Here is a 14,548-nt window from a genome sequence, read left to right as displayed (position 1 = left end):
CGGTCCGTTCACTCCCAGAAGACGCGCTCGACCACGCCGTGGGCGAGCCGGGTCATCCGCAGGTAGTCGTTGACCAGCTCGTCGGTGGCACCGGCCGGATAGCCGAGGATGGCGGCGACGGCGTGCTGCTCGACCGGTCCCGCGGGCAGCGAGTCCGCCGGGCGTCCGCGCGCGAGCGTGACCGCGTTGCGCACCCGGCTCACCATCCGCCACGCCTCGATCAGGGTCTGGGCGTCGTCGGCATCGATCAGCGAGGCATCGCGGGCAGCCTGCAGCGCCTCGACGGTGCGGGGGGTGCGCAGTCCGGGGACGGCGTACGCATGCCGCATCTGCAGCAGCTGAGCCGTCCACTCGATGTCGGCGAGCCCGCCACGGCCGAGCTTCAGGTGGGTGTTGGGGTCGGCGCCGCGCGGCAACCGCTCGTGGTCGACGCGGCCCTTGATCCGGCGCACCTCGATGATCTCGTCCTCGGTCAGCCCGCCCTCGGGATAGCGCAGCGGGTCGATCATCTCGGTGAACGCCTCCCGCACCTGCGGGTCACCGACGACCGCGTCGGCGCGCAGCAGCGCCTGCGACTCCCAGATGCCCGACCACTTCGCGTAGTAGGAGGCGTACGCAGGCAGTGTCCGCACCAGCGCGCCCTGCCGCCCCTCGGGCCGCAGGTCGGCGTCGAGCTCCAGTGGCGGGTCGGCACCGGGAAGGGCGAGCAGCCGGCGCAGGTCGGCGATGACCTTGAGCGCGAACTGGGTCGCCTCGCCCTGGTCGGCCCCCTCGACGGGCTGGTGGACGAAGAGCACGTCGGCGTCGGAGGCATAGGAGAGCTCGAAGCCGCCGTAGCGGCCCATCGCGATGATGGCGATCCTGGTCGGCGGCTCCTCGATCTCGCGGCGGGCGACCTCCTCCGCCACGACCGTGCGCAGCGAGGCCTCCAAGGTGGCGTCCGTGAGCCGCGACAGCGCGGCGCCGATGGTGTCGATCCCGGCCTCGCCGAGGAGCTCGGCGGCCGAGATCCGGAACAGCTCACGCCGGCGGATGGCCCGGATGTGGCGTACGGCCTCCTCGGCGGAGGTGGTGGTGCGCCGGCGCGCGGCGCGGGCGACCATCTCGTCGGTCAGCGCCTCGGCCGAGAGCGGGGCCAGATCGTGGCCGAGCAGGCGCAGCGCCTCGGGCTCCCGTTCGAGCAGCGCGGTGGTGTAGCGCGAGGTGGACAGGATCGTGGCGAAGTGCTGCGCGACCAGGCCCTCGTCGCGCAGGGAGCGGAGATACCAGGGCGTGGCGCCGAGCGCGTCGGAGATCCGGCGGAACCCGAAGAGACCGGCGTCGGGGTCGGAGCCCTCGGAGAGCCACTGGAGCATCACCGGCAGCAGCGCGCGCTGCAGCGCCGCGCGCCGGGAGACGCCCGTGGTGAGCGCCTCCAGGTGTCGCAGCGCGGCCTTCGGGTCGGCATAGCCCAGCGCGGTCAGCCGCTCCTCGGCGGCCTTCGCCGACAGGTGCGCCTGTCCGGACGGGATCCGGGCGACCGCGTCGAGGAGCGGGCGGTAGAAGAGCTTCTCGTGGAGTCGGCGCACCTCGATCCGCTGGTGTCCCCACTCCTTCTCCAGGCGCACGACCGGGTCGCGCAGGTAGCCGAGCGAGCGCGCCAGCCAGCGCAGGGACTCCTCGTCGTCGGGCACGACGTGGGTGCGCCGGAGCCGGTAGAGCTGGAGCCGGTGCTCCATCCGCCGCAGGAACGCGTAGGCCTCGTGCATCGCCTCGCCGTCCTCGCGACCGACGTAGCCGGCCCTGGTCAGCGCCGCCAGCGCGGAGAGCGTGGTGGGCTGGCGGATCCCGGTGTCGGCGCGACCGTGGACGAGCTGCAACAGCTGCACGGCGAACTCGACGTCGCGCAGCCCGCCGGCGCCGAGCTTGAGCTCGCGGTCGGCCTCTCTGGACGGGATGTGGGCGATCACCCGGCGCCGCATCGCCTGAGTGTCGGAGACGAACCCGTCGCGCTCGGCCGCCTTCCACACGAACGGGTTGACGGCGTCGACGTAGGCCCGGCCGAGCTCGAGGTCGCCGGCGGCCGGACGGGCCTTGAGCAGCGCCTGGAACTCCCAGGTGCTCGCCCAGCGCTCGTAGTAGCCGACGTGGCCGGGGATCGTGCGCGAGAGGGCGCCCGCCTTGCCCTCGGGACGCAGCGCCGCGTCGACCGGCCAGATGGTGCCCTCGCCGGTGTGGGCGGAGCAGACCTGGATCAGGTTGCTGGCCAGCTGGGTGGCGACGCGCAGCGAGACGTCGTCGCCGACGCCGTCGGCAGCCTCGTGGACGAAGATCACGTCGACGTCGGAGACGTAGTTGAGCTCGTGCCCGCCGCACTTGCCCATCGCGATGACCGCCAGACGGACCTTGTCGGCGTCGCTCCCCACCCGCGCACGGGCCACCGCCAGCGCGGCCTCGAGCGTCGCGCAGGCCAGGTCGGAGAGCTCGGCGGCGACATCGTCGACCGGGAGCTGGTGGGCCAGGTCGCGGGCGGCGAGCCGGAGCAGCCAGCGGCGGTACTCGACCCGGAGCGCGTCGAGCGCCTCCGCGTCCGCGACCGTGGCCACCGGCGACTCCTCACCCGGCTCCGCACCGACGGCCTCGAGCAGCGATGCCCGGAAGACGTACGCCGCGGGCCTGGTCGTGCCGAGCGTCGGGTCGGCCAGCTCCCGCCACTGCGCGGGATGACGGGCGAGGTGGTCGGCCAGCGCGGGCGAGGCGCCGAGCACGCAGACCAGCCGCATCGCGGTGCCCTCGTCCCCGGCGAGCTCCTCGACGAAGCCGTCGCCCTGGGACTCGGCGAGGGTGACCAGACCCGCGAGCGCGGCGTCGGGGTCGGCGGCCTGCCCGAGGATCGCCAGCAGCTCCTGGGTGCCGGGACCGAGAGCTGCCAGGTCTCCCAGGGCGGTGTCCGGATCGTTGAAACCGAGCCGGAGCAGCTCGCCCTTGCCTGGCAACGTCATGGCCCCGATTCTGTCACCCGGGTCGGCGTCAGGCGCTCCAGGGCCTAGGGGTCGGGATGACACCGCCGCGGGTGCCTCCAGGAGCGACCGCGGCGGCGCGCTCGCGGACCAGGCGGGCGAACCCGAAGGCCAGCGGCTGCCAGGTCTTGATCAGCTCGTTCTCGGCGAAGGTGGCGGTCGCGACCACGTCGTCGACGCTGCGCCCGATCTGCTCGAGCTCCTCGACGGACTCGTTCGCCCAGACGGCGACCGCGGCGGCGTCGACCTCGGGGTGGAACTGCACGCCCCACACGGTCGGGGCGAACCGCGCCGCCTGCACCTGGCCGTCGATCGAGCTGGCCAGCTTGACGGAGCCCTCGGGCAGCTCACCGACGACGTCGCGGTGCCAGTGCAGGGCGCGGTCGTCGCCCGCCAGCAGGCGCATCAGCGGGTCGAAGAGCACCTCGGGCTCCCAGGTGACCTGGTGGACGCCCACGGTGAGCCCGAACGGGCTGCGCTCCACAGAGCCGCCCAGAGCCATCGCGGCGAGCTGGTGACCCAGGCAGATCCCGAGCGTCGGGATGCCGGCCTCGGCGGCCTGGGCGATCCGCTCCCGGGTGACCTGGAGCCAGGGGTGCTCGGCGTCGGAGTCAGCGTCCATCGAGCCGCCCATGACGAGCAGCCCCGAGTAGGAGGCGTCCAGCGACGAGAGCGGCGGGATCGGCTCGGCGTACGCCCGACAGACGTCGACACACATGCCCGCCTCAGCCAGCCAATGACCGAACAACGCCGGCGGAACTGTCTCCTCGTGCTGAATCACAAGCACTCGGGGAAGACTCAACGACATCACTCCCACTCTCCCGTTCGATCCAGTGTGGCAGCACCGGATCGGAAGTGTGGAATCGGGCTTGAGTTTCCCTGACAACCAGTTTGCTGGCTCAGATGACGGGCAGCATCCGGGAGCGCTCGTAAGCGGTCACCTGCTCGCGGTAGGCGGCCCACTCGGCGCGCTTGTTGCGCAGGAAGAAGTCGAAGACGTGCTCGCCGAGGGTCTCGGCGAGCAGCTCGGAGTCCTCGGCCATCCCGATCGCCTCGTCGAGGTTCTCCGGGAGCGGGTCGATGCCGAGGCTCTTGCGCTCGCGCTCGGTCAGCGCCCAGACGTCGTCCTCGGCCTCGCGCGGCAGCTCGTAGCCCTCCTCGATGCCCTTCATGCCCGCCGCCAGGATCACGGCGAAGGCCAGGTAGGGGTTGCAGGCGGCGTCGAGACTGCGCACCTCGATGCGGGTCGACTGGCCCTTGAGCGGCTTGTACATCGGCACCCGGACCAGCGCGGAGCGGTTGTTGTGGCCCCAGGCGATGTGAGCCGGTGCCTCTCCCCCGCCGATCAGGCGCTTGTAGGAGTTGACCCACTGGTTGGTGACCGCGGTGATCTCCGGGGCGTGCCGGAGCACACCGCCGATGAAGCTGCGGCCGGTCTTGGAGAGCTGGTACTCGGCACCCGGCTCGTAGAACGCGTTGGCGTCGCCCTCGAAGAGGCTGAGGTGGGTGTGCATGCCCGAGCCCGGGTGCTCGGTGAAGGGCTTGGGCATGAAGCTGGCCCAGATGCCCTGGCTCAGCGCGACCTCACGGATGACCGTGCGGAAGGTCATGATGTTGTCGGCCGTGCTCAGCGCGTCGGCGTAGCGCAGGTCGATCTCGTTCTGGCCCGGACCGCCCTCGTGGTGGCTGTACTCGACGCTGATGCCCATGGCTTCGAGCATCGTGATCGCCTCACGCCGGAAGTCGGCGCCCATCGACTGGGCGGTGTGGTCGAAGTAGCCGCTGGAGTCCACCGGGGTCGGCTCGCTGCCGTCACGCGGGTTGTCCTTGAAGAGGTAGAACTCGATCTCGGGGTGCGTGTAGAAGGTGAAGCCCTTCTCCGCGGCGTTGGACAGGGTGCGCTTCAGCACGTAGCGCGGGTCGGCGTAGGACGGCGAGCCGTCGGGCATCACGATGTCGCAGAACATCCGGCCCGTCGACGGGCCGTCGGTACGCCACGGCAGGATCTGGAACGTGCTCGGATCCGGCAGGGCCAGCATGTCGGCCTCGGTCACCCGCGCGAACCCCTCGATCGCGCTGCCGTCGAACCCGATGCCCTCCGCGAAGGCGCTCTCGAGCTCGGCCGGCGCCACCGCGACCGACTTCAGATAGCCGAGCACGTCGGTGAACCACAGCCGCACGAAACGTACGTCTCGCTCTTCGAGTGCGCGGAGCACGAAGTCCTGTTGCTTGCCCATGCGTGAACACTAACGGTCCGACGTTACGGCTGGGACTCCCGCGCCAGCGTCAGCGGCCGGGACCCCTGAAGATCGAGATGACGAGCGCCACACCGAACCCCGCCAGCGCCGCGCCGATGACCGACCAGGCGGTGCTCGTGCCGCCTCCGCCGAGATAGCCCATGCCGGTCAGCGCGAGCGCTCCACCGGCCACGAGGAGCACCGCGGCCACCACGAGCGCGAGAGCCTTTCCCACTGTCATGACACGCAATCTAGTCTCGGCCTAGGTGATGACCAGGGCGAGGGTCACCAGCGAGGTCATCCAGGACACGAAGCTGCCGACCAGGAAGTATTCGGTCACGTCGTTGATGCTCGGCCCCTCGGTCTCCCCACGGAAGGACTGCAGCTCCGGCCAGCGGATCAGACCCTTGGCCGCGACCACCAGGCCGGCGGCGGCGATGCTGCCGGTGAGGCCGAGGCCGAAGATCGTCAGCCGCTCGAGCGGGCCGAGGAGCCTGCCGCCCTTGAGGTTGTTGCCGTCGACCCCGTCGAGCGGGTTGGCCACCTTGGCGACGTCGAGGACGAGCTGCACCACGACGTTGCCGGTCGAGATCTGCACCAGCAGGCCACCGAAGGCGAGCAGCACGGCCTCGGGCCGCGCCGCCTCGACCCAGGCCCAGGGCGCGCCGTCCGCCCACGCGGCGACCGGCCCGGCGACCTCGCCCGCCACCGGCGCGAGCAGGATGCCGAGGAAGATCGTCCCGCCCAGCAGGGCCAGCGGCACCCCGGGGTGAGGGTTCTTGTCCGAGCCCTCGGGCGGATGGGCCAGGAACCCCCACAGCACCGTGATCCCGGCGATGACGATCACCGCCGCCAGGTCGCCCCCGAAGAGGGCCGAGAGCAGGCCGAAGGCGATCACGACCACGGCCCCGATCGCCTCGGGCACCCAGCGGATCCGCCGGAGCGGGTCGATGAGCGCGTGCGCGAAGTCGACCGTGCCGACCCCGATCAGCAACAAGGCGATCCAGCTCATCTGACCTCCCCCAACAGCTCGTCGGCGCGCACGATCACGGCGATGCCGTCGCGGCGCACCCGCTGGGAGACCGCGGAGGGGGTGATGTCGAGCTCGTCGGCCATGGCCTTCTGGGACATGGCGGAGAGCATGCCAGAAAGCACCGACACCGAGGAGCGATCCAGCCGCGAGTAGAGCTCGTCGCGCGAGATCAGGGCGGCGTTGACCGCGGCCGGGCCGGGACCACCCGTCTCCTCCGCGGGCTGGTACCAGGTCCGTACGCCGCGCGTGGCCGCCTTGTTCTCCGCGGCCTCCGCCGCCTCGATCGCCGCCCGGGCCGACCACCACCCCGGCCCGTCCTCCACCCGCGGGTCGTCGCGGAGCACCCGGGTGGCGCCCCAGCCGATGCCGTGGCGTACGCCGACCACGGGGTCGAGCGCGATCCGCAGCCGGAACGTGGCCTGGAGCGCGGCCCCGACGGTCTCGAAGGCGCCCTGGTACTCGTCACCGACCGTGATCCGCAGCGGCGTGACCGGTCGCCACTCCCGGTTGATCTTCTCGATGGCGGCGGCGAACGCCTCATGGACCTTCGCGCGGTCGGACTTGGTGCGCGAGCCCACGAGATCGCCGATCACCGTTGCCACGGACGTCACATGAAGATCATACCTTCATTTACCCAAAATGAAGATATTTGCTTCACCTGAATGAAATGAAGCTTTTTGCTTCACCAAGATCCGGCGACAGCTACCTCACTCCACAGGAACCCGCGCCTCGATCTCGGCCAGCCAGGCCGCCGGCGAGGCGTCCGAGGGCATCCGCCAGTCGCCGCGGGGCGACATCGTGCCGCCGTTGGAGACCTTCGGACCGTTGGGCAGCGCCGACCGCTTGAACTGGTTGGCGAAGAAGCGCTTCACGAAGACCTCGAGCCAGGCCCGGATCTCCTTCATCTCGTAGGCCGTCCGCTTGCCCTCGGGGAACCCCGGGGGCCACTCGCCGGCCTCGACGTCGTGCCACGCGTTCCACGCCAGGAAGGCGATCTTCGAGGGCGTGAAGCCGTTGCGGACGGTGTGGAAGAGGGTGAAGTCCTGCAGGGCGTACGGGCCGATCTTCTGCTCCGTCGACTGCAGCTCCTCCCCCGGCACGAGCTCGGGCGAGATCTCCTGGTCGAGGATCGCCTGGAGCACCTCGTCGGCGGTGCCGTCGAACTGCTCGGTGGTGATCACCCAGCGGATCAGGTGCTGGATCAGGGTCTTCGGCACGCCCGCGTTGACGTTGTAGTGCGACATCTGGTCGCCGACGCCGTACGTCGCCCAGCCGAGCGCCAGCTCGGAGAGGTCGCCGGTGCCGAGCACGATGCCGCCGCGCTGGTTGGCGATGCGGAAGAGGAAGTCCGTACGCAGCCCCGCCTGCACGTTCTCGAAGGTCACGTCGTAGACCGGCTCGCCGTCGCCGGCCGGGTGGCCGATCTCCTTGAGCATCTGGGTGGCGGTGGGCCGGATGTCGAGCGTCTCGTAGGTCGTCCCGAGCGCCTCCATCAGGTGGATCGCGTTGGACTTGGTGTCGTCGGAGGTCGCGAAGCCGGGCATCGTGAACGCCAGGATGTCGCTCGCCGGGCGGCCGAGACGCTCCATCGCCTTGGCCGCGACGATCAGCGCGTGGGTCGAGTCGAGGCCGCCGGAGACGCCGATGACGATCTTCGTGTCCGGGCCGATCGACTGCAGTCGCTTCTCCAGCCCGGAGACCTGGATGTTGTAGGCCTCGTAGCAGTCCAGCGCGAGCTTCTCCGGGTCGTCGGGGACGAACGGGAACCGGTCGACCTTGCGCCGCAGCCCGTCGCCGGTGAGCGGCGGGGCGAGCTCGAACTCGATCTCGGAGTGATATCCGCCCTCTGCCCGACGGTTGTCGTCGAAAGTGCTCTGCCGGATCCGCTCCGCGCGGATCCGTTCCAGATCGACGTCGACCACGGTCCTTCTGGCGCTGTCGGGGAACCGCTCGGTCTCCCCCAGCAACTCGCCGAGCTCGTACACCATCGTCTGCCCGTCCCACGACAGGTCGGTCGTCGACTCGCCCGGCCCCGCGGCGGTGTAGACGTACGCTGCCGCGCACCGCGCGCTCGCCGACTGCACCAGCAGGCGGCGCGCTTCGGAGCGCCCCACGGTGACCGGGCTCGCGGAGAGGTTGAGCAGGACGGTCGCCCCGGCCAGTGCCGCCTTCGCGCTCGGCGGCACCGGGACCCACATGTCCTCGCAGATCTCGACGTGGAAGACGAGATCCTTGACGTCGGTGCAGCGGAAGAGCAGGCCATTGCTGAGCGGCACCTCCTCGCCACCGAGCATGATGGTGCCGTCTGCATCGTCGCCGGTGCTGTACCAGCGCTTCTCGTAGAACTCCCGGTAGTTGGGGAGGTAGGACTTGGGCACCACGCCCAGCACCTCGCCGCCGTGGATCACCACCGCGGTGTTGAGCACGCGGTCGCCGTGGCGCAGCGGGGCGCCGACGACGATCACCGTCAGCAGTTCCTCGGAGGCCACCACGATCGCGCTGATCGCGGCGTGCACGGCATCGAGGAGGGTCCGCTGCAGGACGAGGTCGTCGATCGAGTAGCCCGAGAGGCACAGCTCCGGGAAGACCGCCACCGCGACCCCCTCGTCGGAGCACTCGCGAGCCTGCGCGATCACCTCGCGCGCGTTGGCCGCCGGGTCGGCGACGGAGATCGGGATGGTGCACGCCGCGACCCGCGCGAAGCCATGGGAGTAGGCGGAGTAGAAGTCCACACCTGGGAGTCTAGGCGCGACCGGCTATCCGGCCACCCGATGCCCGCCGCCGGCCGCGTACGACCTCAGGACAGCTCGCGGATGCGGATGTTCCGGTAGGACACCACGTCCGGGGCACTCCCGTGCGCCTGAACCCCGACATGACCGGTCAGGCCCCGGCTGCTGGAGTCGGGGTCGTTCGGACGGCCGGGGAACGGCAGCCCGGGCAGGTTCTCGAACTCGTTGATCACGACGCCGTTGCGGATCACGGTGTAGTGCTGGCCGACGACGCGGATCTCGAGGTCGTTCCAGGTGCCCTTCGGGGTCGGTCGTGCCTGGGCCAGGGTGAGGTCGGCGAAGCCGTAGACCGAGCCGGTCTTGCGGGGGTCGTTGCTTCCGGTCTCCGGCGAGTCGTTGACCTGGATCTCGTGACCGCAGTTGACCGCGATCCAGGAGAGGTTGCCGGTCTCGCTGCCGTTGTAGGTGGTCGGGCATCCCTCGACCGGGCCCCACAGCTCGGGGAAGCGCACCTGGACTCCACTGTTCCCGCGGGCCGCGCCGGGCGCGTCGTCGCGGAACTGCAGTCGCAGCGAGAAGTCGCCGAACTCCCGTGCCGGGTACCACAGGGTCCCGAACCCGCCACCCGCGCCGGCGCGGCTGCGGATGGTGCCGTCCGGCACCAGGTCGAACCCGCCGTCGCCGGCGTACGCCCAGTCGTCGAAGGAGCCGGCCGAGCCGTCGAAGAGCCAGTCGTAACCCTCGACCTTCCCCACCTGCGAGCGGCCGGCCGCGGACTGCAGCCGGCCGGCCTCGGCCCGAGTCACCTCACCGGTGGCGACCAGCTCGGCGGTGACGCTGCGGACGTGCGCCACGAAGGCCCCGTGAGCCGGCCACGTCCGCTCGTCGTCGATGACGTCGTTGATGGTGCAGCCGGAGCTCAGGGTGCTGTTGGCCACACCGCTGTCGAGATCGAGGAAGACCACGCTCGGGCGGGCGTCGGGCGCCGGACAGGTCGCAGTCGTCGCAGGTGTCTCGGCAGACGTCGCGGCCGCTCCGACCTGACCGCCCAGGCACAGTGCCGCGACCCCGAGGACGGCCGATCCGAGCGCGAGCCGGGTCCGGGTGCGCCGTGAGTGGAGGAAGTGAGACATCGAGACTCCGAACGTCGGGACGCCGAGTGAGGTGTGATGCGCGTCACGCTGGATGCTAGTGGCGACCGCCAGCGACTTTCAACCATCCCTGAACGACTTTCGCGGACAATCTTCGAAAGTTCGGGGCTCTGAGGTCAGCCCGCGGGACGCTCCATCACGATCTCTTCCGGGCCGCCGTCGATCGGACTGGTCACCTTGTCGGTCTCGACGAAGCCGAGGCGCTCGTAGACGGCATGGGCGCGGTCGTTGCCGGCCAGGTGGGTGAGACGCACCGGCAGGTCGCCAGCGCGGCCGATCACCTCCGTCAGCAGCGCGCCACCGGCACCCGAGCCCTGGGCGTCGGGGAGGACGTAGAGCTTCCAGAGCATCACGTGGTCCTCGAAGGGCGTGTAGGCGGCCATGCCGACGACCCGGTCGCCGTCCTCGGCGACCAGGACCTGGCCGTTCTCGATCCCGGGGATCACGGCCTCGGGAGCCCACCATCTGGCGATGCCCTTCTCGACGTACGCCTCCCCGGTGATCGGCGGGTAGGTCGCCCGCCAGGTCGTCACACCGACATGGATCACCGCGTCGAGGTCCGCCGTCGTCGCCTCTCGCACCCGCATGGACGCGACGATAACCAGGAGCGCCGGGGCTGTCGTTCGGTTTAGCGTCGGACCGTGCTGATCCGACGTGAGCGTCCCGAGGACGTGGCCGACATCCGGGCGGTCACCGCCGCCGCCTTCTCCGGGGTGGAGCACTCCGCCCCGCCGATCGAACCCGACGGCGCGCCCGGGGAGGCGACGCTGGTGGGCTGGCTGCGCGAGGACCCGGGTTGGGTCCCGGAGCTCTCGCTGGTCGCCGAGATGGACGGCGAGATCGTCGGCCACGCCGTGGCCACGCGGGGCGAGCTCGCCGGCCGGCCCGCGCTCGGGCTCGGCCCGGTGAGCGTCTCCCCGGAGCGCCAGCGCGACGGGGTCGGCTCGGCGCTGATGCACGCGGTCCTCGGCGGCGCCGACGCGATGGGCGAGCCGGTCGTCGTGCTGCTCGGCTCACCGGCCTACTACGCGCGCTTCGGCTTCGTGCCCGCCTCCTCCCTCGGCATCGAGGCGCCCGATCCGGCGTGGGGCGACTACTTCCAGGCACGGCCGCTGGCTGCGTACGAACCGGGTCTTCGGGGTCCGTTCCGCTATGCCGCGCCGTTCGACCGGCTGTGATCACCACCACAGCGCCAACGGGTTCATCTGGACCTACGCTGGAGACAGTCCGTGGACTCCATCAGGGAGCTGCGAGATGACACCAGAAAGGCTCGATGATGAGCACGAACCCCTCTGCCGAGGAGACCGCGCCCTACGGGAACGGTGCCGCCGCCAACGCGACTGCCAGCGCGCCGGCCAAGCCTGTACGCAAGGTGCGCACGCATCATCTTCGCGAGATGAAGCAGCGTGGCGACAAGATCACGATGCTCACCTCCTACGACATGTACACGGCCCAGATCTTCGACGAGGCCGGGGTCGACCTGCTGCTCGTCGGTGACTCCGCCTCCAACAACGTCCTCGGCAACGAGACGTCGCTTCCGGTGACCGTGGACGAGCTGCTGCCGCTGACCCGCGCCGTTTCCCGCAGCGTGAAGCGGGCGATGGTCGTCGGCGACCTGCCCTTCGGCTCCTACCAGGCCTCGCCCGAGCAGGGCTACCTGACCGCGGTGCGGTTCATGAAGGAGGCCGGCGCCCACTGCGTGAAGCTCGAGGGCGGCGCCGAGATGGCCCCGGTGATCAAGAAGCTGACCGAGGGCGGCATCCCGGTCATCGCCCACATCGGCTTCACCCCGCAGTCCGAGCACGTGCTCGGCGGCTACCGCGTCCAAGGCCGAGGAGACGCCTCCGACCGGATCATCGACGACGCCAAGGCCGTCCAGGAGGCGGGTGCCTTCGCGGTCGTCATGGAGATGGTCCCCGGCGACGTCGCCGCGCAGATCACCAAGGAGCTCGACATCCCGACGATCGGCATCGGCGCCGGCCCCGACTGCGACGGCCAGGTGCTGGTCTGGCAGGACGCCTTCGGGATGCGCAGCGGCAAGATGGCCCGCTTCGTGAAGCAGTACGCCGACGTGAAGTCGGTCCTCTCCGACGGCGCCGAGGCCTATATCTCCGACGTCAAGGGCTCCACCTTCCCGGGCCCCGAGCACACCTTCTGAGGATCGTCTCCGACGAAGTGGTCGATCTGGGCCGTCCGCCGGCTCAGTGCCGGGCCCAGATCGACCACTTCTCGGGTCCTGCTCCCACAGGCGGAACAGGTCAGCGGCTGATCGGCCGGGCGAGGCCGACGAGGCGGGCGACCACGAGCGCGACGTAGAAGACGCCGGCGACCTGCTCGACCATGACGACCGAGCGGGAGTGGGGTTGGACGGGGACGATGTCGGAGAGGCCGAGCGAGGTCAGGGTGGTGAAGGAGAGGTAGAGGAGCTCGAACCAGGTGCGCTGGGTGTCGAACGAGCCCGGCCAGATCACCTGCACGGCCGCGTAGAGATAGGCGAAGGCCCAGGCCACCACGGTGAACGCGGCTCCGGTGGCGTAGAGCTCGTCGCGGGTCACGACGTCGTCGTGGAAGAGGTAGCGGATCATCGCGTAGGAGACGAACAGGTAGAACGGCACGTGGAAGAGGGCCGAGACCAGGACCACCCAGCCCTCGTCCGGCGCGACCGCCTCCCAGACCGCGAAGACCGTCGCGGGCGCACCGAACAGGATCGCCACCCAGGACAGGGCCGGGGTGAGGCGTACGGCCGCGACGGCGACGACCAGCAGCAACAGCTGGAGGACGCCGATCCCGGCGCGGCCGGCGGTCGAGCCGTCGAGGAACGGGTAGGCCAGGACGGCGACCAGCTGCCCGACGAGCAGCACGGCCGAGGGATGATTCCGCATCGCGTTGAAGGCGTTCGTCACAACCGCCCACCCTAGGGCCCACCGGGCCAGTACCGTCGGCACCATGCGCGCTGCCCTAGCCCTCGCCTCCGTGGTCGCTCTCGGGCTCTCGACCGCCGCCTGCGCCGGAGACTCCTCTCCGGCCACGACCCCGCCGCCGCTGAACCCGTCGGGTTCGGCCAGTGCGCCGCCGAGCGCCTCCTCGTCCGCTCCCCCGGCCGTACTGCCGGCCTCCGACCGGGTGCCCGAGCTCGACGTCGAGGTGGCCGGCGAGGGGCTCGACCATCCGTGGGACGTCGCCGACCTCGGCGAGGACCGGTTCCTGGTCACCGAGCGCGACCGGGCGGTCCTGTCGCTGATCGAGGACGGGGAGCGGCGCGAGATCCCGCTCGAGGACAACGACATCTGGGTCTCCGGCGAGACCGGCCTGATGGGCCTGGAGGTCGACCCCGGCTTCGCCGAGAACCGGCGCATCTACACCTGCCAGGGGTGGAACGGTGGTGAGGACGTACGCGTCATCTCCTGGACCCTGGACGCCGGACTGACCCGGGCCACCCAGGAGCGGACCCTGATCGACGGCTTCCCCACGAGCTCCGGAAGGCATGGTGGCTGCCGGCTGCTGATCAGCGCCGACGGCGCGCTGTGGGTCGGCACCGGCGATGCCGCGAACGAGGAGAACCCGCGCAACCTCGACTCCCTGGGCGGGAAGACGCTCCGGCTCGACCCGGAGAACGGCGAGCCCTGGCCGGGCAACCCGTGGGGTGGTGACGAAGGACCACGACGATTCATCACGAGCTTCGGCCACCGCAACGTGCAGGGGCTGGCGCAGCGTGCCGACGGCACCGTCTGGTCGGTCGAGCACGGCCCCGACCGCGACGACGAGGTCAACGAGATCACGCTGGGCGGCGACTACGGCTGGAACCCGGGCTCCGGCTACGACGAGTCGGTGCCGATGACCGACCAGGATCTGCCCGGGAAGCAGATCGAGGCGGCCTGGAGCTCCGGCAATCCCACCGTGGCCACCGGCGGCGGCACCTTCATCCCCGTCCAGGAGCGGTGGGGCGCGTTCGGCGGGGCGCTCGCGGTCGCCGTGCTCAAGGACCAGGAGCTGCGGATCATCTCCTTCGACGAGTCCGGCAAGCTCACCGACGACCGGTCGCCCGAGGTCATGCACGACCACGGGCGGCTGCGTACGGTCTCGCTGGCCGCCGACGGGGACCTCCTCGTCACCACCGACAACGGTGGCGGCGAGGACGTCCTGCTCCGGGTCACCCCGCGCTGATCACTTGTCCTCGGTGCCCGCGTCACCTCCCCAGGCCTTGTCCTCCTTGTCCCACCGCTCGTTGTTCTCCTGCACCTTCTGCAGTGCCAGGGCGGCCTCGGCGTGGGAGGCGTAGGGGCCGAGACGATCCTTGGCCTTGCAGCCCTCGTACGGCTCGACGGTCTGGTGCTTGAGGCAGTAGTAGAACTCGCCCGCGTGCTCGTCGCTCATGCCGCCAACCTACCGTTGTGCGAGA

The 14,548-nt window shown here is 70.6% G+C and carries 14 protein-coding genes; 3 read left to right on the top strand and 11 right to left on the bottom strand.

The window, feature by feature from the left end:
* Nucleotides 1-8: 8 nt before the first annotated feature.
* The 9 genes from HD557_RS08315 to HD557_RS08275 all read right to left on the bottom strand — a co-directional run bounded on the left by HD557_RS08315 (nucleotide 9) and on the right by HD557_RS08275 (nucleotide 10,736).
* Entirely contained in the window at nucleotides 9-2,981 is a 2,973-nt protein-coding gene (locus tag HD557_RS08315; protein ID WP_196873537.1) for a bifunctional [glutamine synthetase] adenylyltransferase/[glutamine synthetase]-adenylyl-L-tyrosine phosphorylase, read from the bottom strand.
* A gap of 28 nt (nucleotides 2,982-3,009) precedes the next feature.
* Entirely contained in the window at nucleotides 3,010-3,717 is a 708-nt protein-coding gene (locus HD557_RS08310; protein WP_196873536.1) for a type 1 glutamine amidotransferase, read from the bottom strand.
* 181 nt (nucleotides 3,718-3,898) lie between these two features.
* Complete coding sequence (gene glnA / locus HD557_RS08305) at nucleotides 3,899-5,236, bottom strand: type I glutamate--ammonia ligase (protein WP_008357768.1); 1,338 nt, start codon at nucleotides 5,234-5,236, stop codon at nucleotides 3,899-3,901.
* Between the two features lie 49 nt (nucleotides 5,237-5,285).
* Nucleotides 5,286-5,477: a hypothetical protein gene (locus tag HD557_RS08300; protein ID WP_196873535.1), complete on the bottom strand. Its 192-nt coding sequence runs from the start codon at nucleotides 5,475-5,477 to the stop codon at nucleotides 5,286-5,288.
* 21 nt (nucleotides 5,478-5,498) lie between these two features.
* Nucleotides 5,499-6,248 carry a hypothetical protein gene (locus HD557_RS08295; protein ID WP_196873534.1) on the bottom strand — a complete coding sequence of 250 codons (750 nt, stop codon included), beginning with the start codon at nucleotides 6,246-6,248 and terminating at the stop codon, nucleotides 5,499-5,501.
* Nucleotides 6,245-6,880: a SatD family protein gene (locus HD557_RS08290; protein ID WP_196873533.1), complete on the bottom strand. Its 636-nt coding sequence runs from the start codon at nucleotides 6,878-6,880 to the stop codon at nucleotides 6,245-6,247. The genes HD557_RS08295 and HD557_RS08290 overlap by 4 nt, the downstream gene beginning before the upstream one ends.
* A gap of 96 nt (nucleotides 6,881-6,976) precedes the next feature.
* Nucleotides 6,977-9,001 (bottom strand): NAD(+) synthase, encoded by a 2,025-nt coding sequence (locus tag HD557_RS08285; RefSeq protein ID WP_196873532.1) that lies wholly within the window; start codon nucleotides 8,999-9,001, stop codon nucleotides 6,977-6,979.
* Between the two features lie 65 nt (nucleotides 9,002-9,066).
* Nucleotides 9,067-10,131: a 3-keto-disaccharide hydrolase gene (locus HD557_RS08280; RefSeq protein WP_231380230.1), complete on the bottom strand. Its 1,065-nt coding sequence runs from the start codon at nucleotides 10,129-10,131 to the stop codon at nucleotides 9,067-9,069.
* A 134-nt stretch (nucleotides 10,132-10,265) separates the two neighbouring features.
* Nucleotides 10,266-10,736 (bottom strand): GNAT family N-acetyltransferase, encoded by a 471-nt coding sequence (locus HD557_RS08275; RefSeq protein WP_196873531.1) that lies wholly within the window; start codon nucleotides 10,734-10,736, stop codon nucleotides 10,266-10,268.
* A gap of 54 nt (nucleotides 10,737-10,790) precedes the next feature.
* On the opposite strand from HD557_RS08275, the gene HD557_RS08270 reads away from it, so the two are divergent.
* Together HD557_RS08270 and panB are read left to right on the top strand one after the other, a co-directional pair.
* On the top strand, nucleotides 10,791-11,327 hold the full coding sequence (locus HD557_RS08270; RefSeq protein WP_196873530.1) for a GNAT family N-acetyltransferase: 537 nt from the start codon (nucleotides 10,791-10,793) through the stop codon (nucleotides 11,325-11,327).
* Nucleotides 11,328-11,422: 95 nt separating this feature from the next.
* Nucleotides 11,423-12,307: a 3-methyl-2-oxobutanoate hydroxymethyltransferase gene (panB, locus tag HD557_RS08265; protein WP_196873529.1), complete on the top strand. Its 885-nt coding sequence runs from the start codon at nucleotides 11,423-11,425 to the stop codon at nucleotides 12,305-12,307.
* 100 nt (nucleotides 12,308-12,407) lie between these two features.
* Here the strand turns inward: panB and HD557_RS08260 are convergent, their stop codons facing one another.
* Nucleotides 12,408-13,052 (bottom strand): potassium channel family protein, encoded by a 645-nt coding sequence (locus tag HD557_RS08260; RefSeq protein ID WP_196873528.1) that lies wholly within the window; start codon nucleotides 13,050-13,052, stop codon nucleotides 12,408-12,410.
* 43 nt (nucleotides 13,053-13,095) lie between these two features.
* Here HD557_RS08260 and HD557_RS08255 point away from each other — a divergent pair, with 43 nt between their 5' ends.
* A complete protein-coding gene (locus HD557_RS08255; RefSeq protein ID WP_196873527.1) occupies nucleotides 13,096-14,313 on the top strand; it encodes a PQQ-dependent sugar dehydrogenase in 1,218 nt (405 codons plus the stop codon).
* Here HD557_RS08255 and HD557_RS08250 read toward each other — a convergent pair whose 3' ends face one another.
* Nucleotides 14,314-14,523, bottom strand: a complete 210-nt coding sequence (locus tag HD557_RS08250; RefSeq protein WP_196873526.1) for a hypothetical protein — start codon at nucleotides 14,521-14,523, stop codon at nucleotides 14,314-14,316. It abuts the gene before it with no gap.
* Nucleotides 14,524-14,548: the final 25 nt, after the last annotated feature.

Origin of the sequence: Nocardioides luteus (genome assembly GCF_015752315.1) — a bacterium.
Taxonomy (GTDB): Bacteria; Actinomycetota; Actinomycetes; order Propionibacteriales; family Nocardioidaceae; genus Nocardioides.
Note: the sequence above shows the minus strand (reverse complement) of the source record. Positions and strands in the feature narration are given on the sequence as shown.

Bases quoted from the DNA above. Each gene is read 5' to 3' on its own strand.
- HD557_RS08280 (WP_231380230.1), bottom strand. From the start codon at position 10,131: ATGTCTCACTTCCTCCACTCACGGCGCACCCGGACCCGGCTCGCGCTC.
- HD557_RS08275 (WP_196873531.1), bottom strand. From the start codon at position 10,736: ATGCGGGTGCGAGAGGCGACGACGGCGGACCTCGACGCGGTGATCCAT.
- HD557_RS08310 (WP_196873536.1), bottom strand. From the start codon at position 3,717: ATGTGTGTCGACGTCTGTCGGGCGTACGCCGAGCCGATCCCGCCGCTC.
- HD557_RS08255 (WP_196873527.1), top strand. From the start codon at position 13,096: ATGCGCGCTGCCCTAGCCCTCGCCTCCGTGGTCGCTCTCGGGCTCTCG.
- HD557_RS08300 (WP_196873535.1), bottom strand. From the start codon at position 5,477: ATGACAGTGGGAAAGGCTCTCGCGCTCGTGGTGGCCGCGGTGCTCCTC.
- glnA (WP_008357768.1), bottom strand. From the start codon at position 5,236: ATGGGCAAGCAACAGGACTTCGTGCTCCGCGCACTCGAAGAGCGAGAC.
- HD557_RS08250 (WP_196873526.1), bottom strand. From the start codon at position 14,523: ATGAGCGACGAGCACGCGGGCGAGTTCTACTACTGCCTCAAGCACCAG.
- panB (WP_196873529.1), top strand. From the start codon at position 11,423: ATGATGAGCACGAACCCCTCTGCCGAGGAGACCGCGCCCTACGGGAAC.
- HD557_RS08315 (WP_196873537.1), bottom strand. From the start codon at position 2,981: ATGACGTTGCCAGGCAAGGGCGAGCTGCTCCGGCTCGGTTTCAACGAT.
- HD557_RS08295 (WP_196873534.1), bottom strand. From the start codon at position 6,248: ATGAGCTGGATCGCCTTGTTGCTGATCGGGGTCGGCACGGTCGACTTC.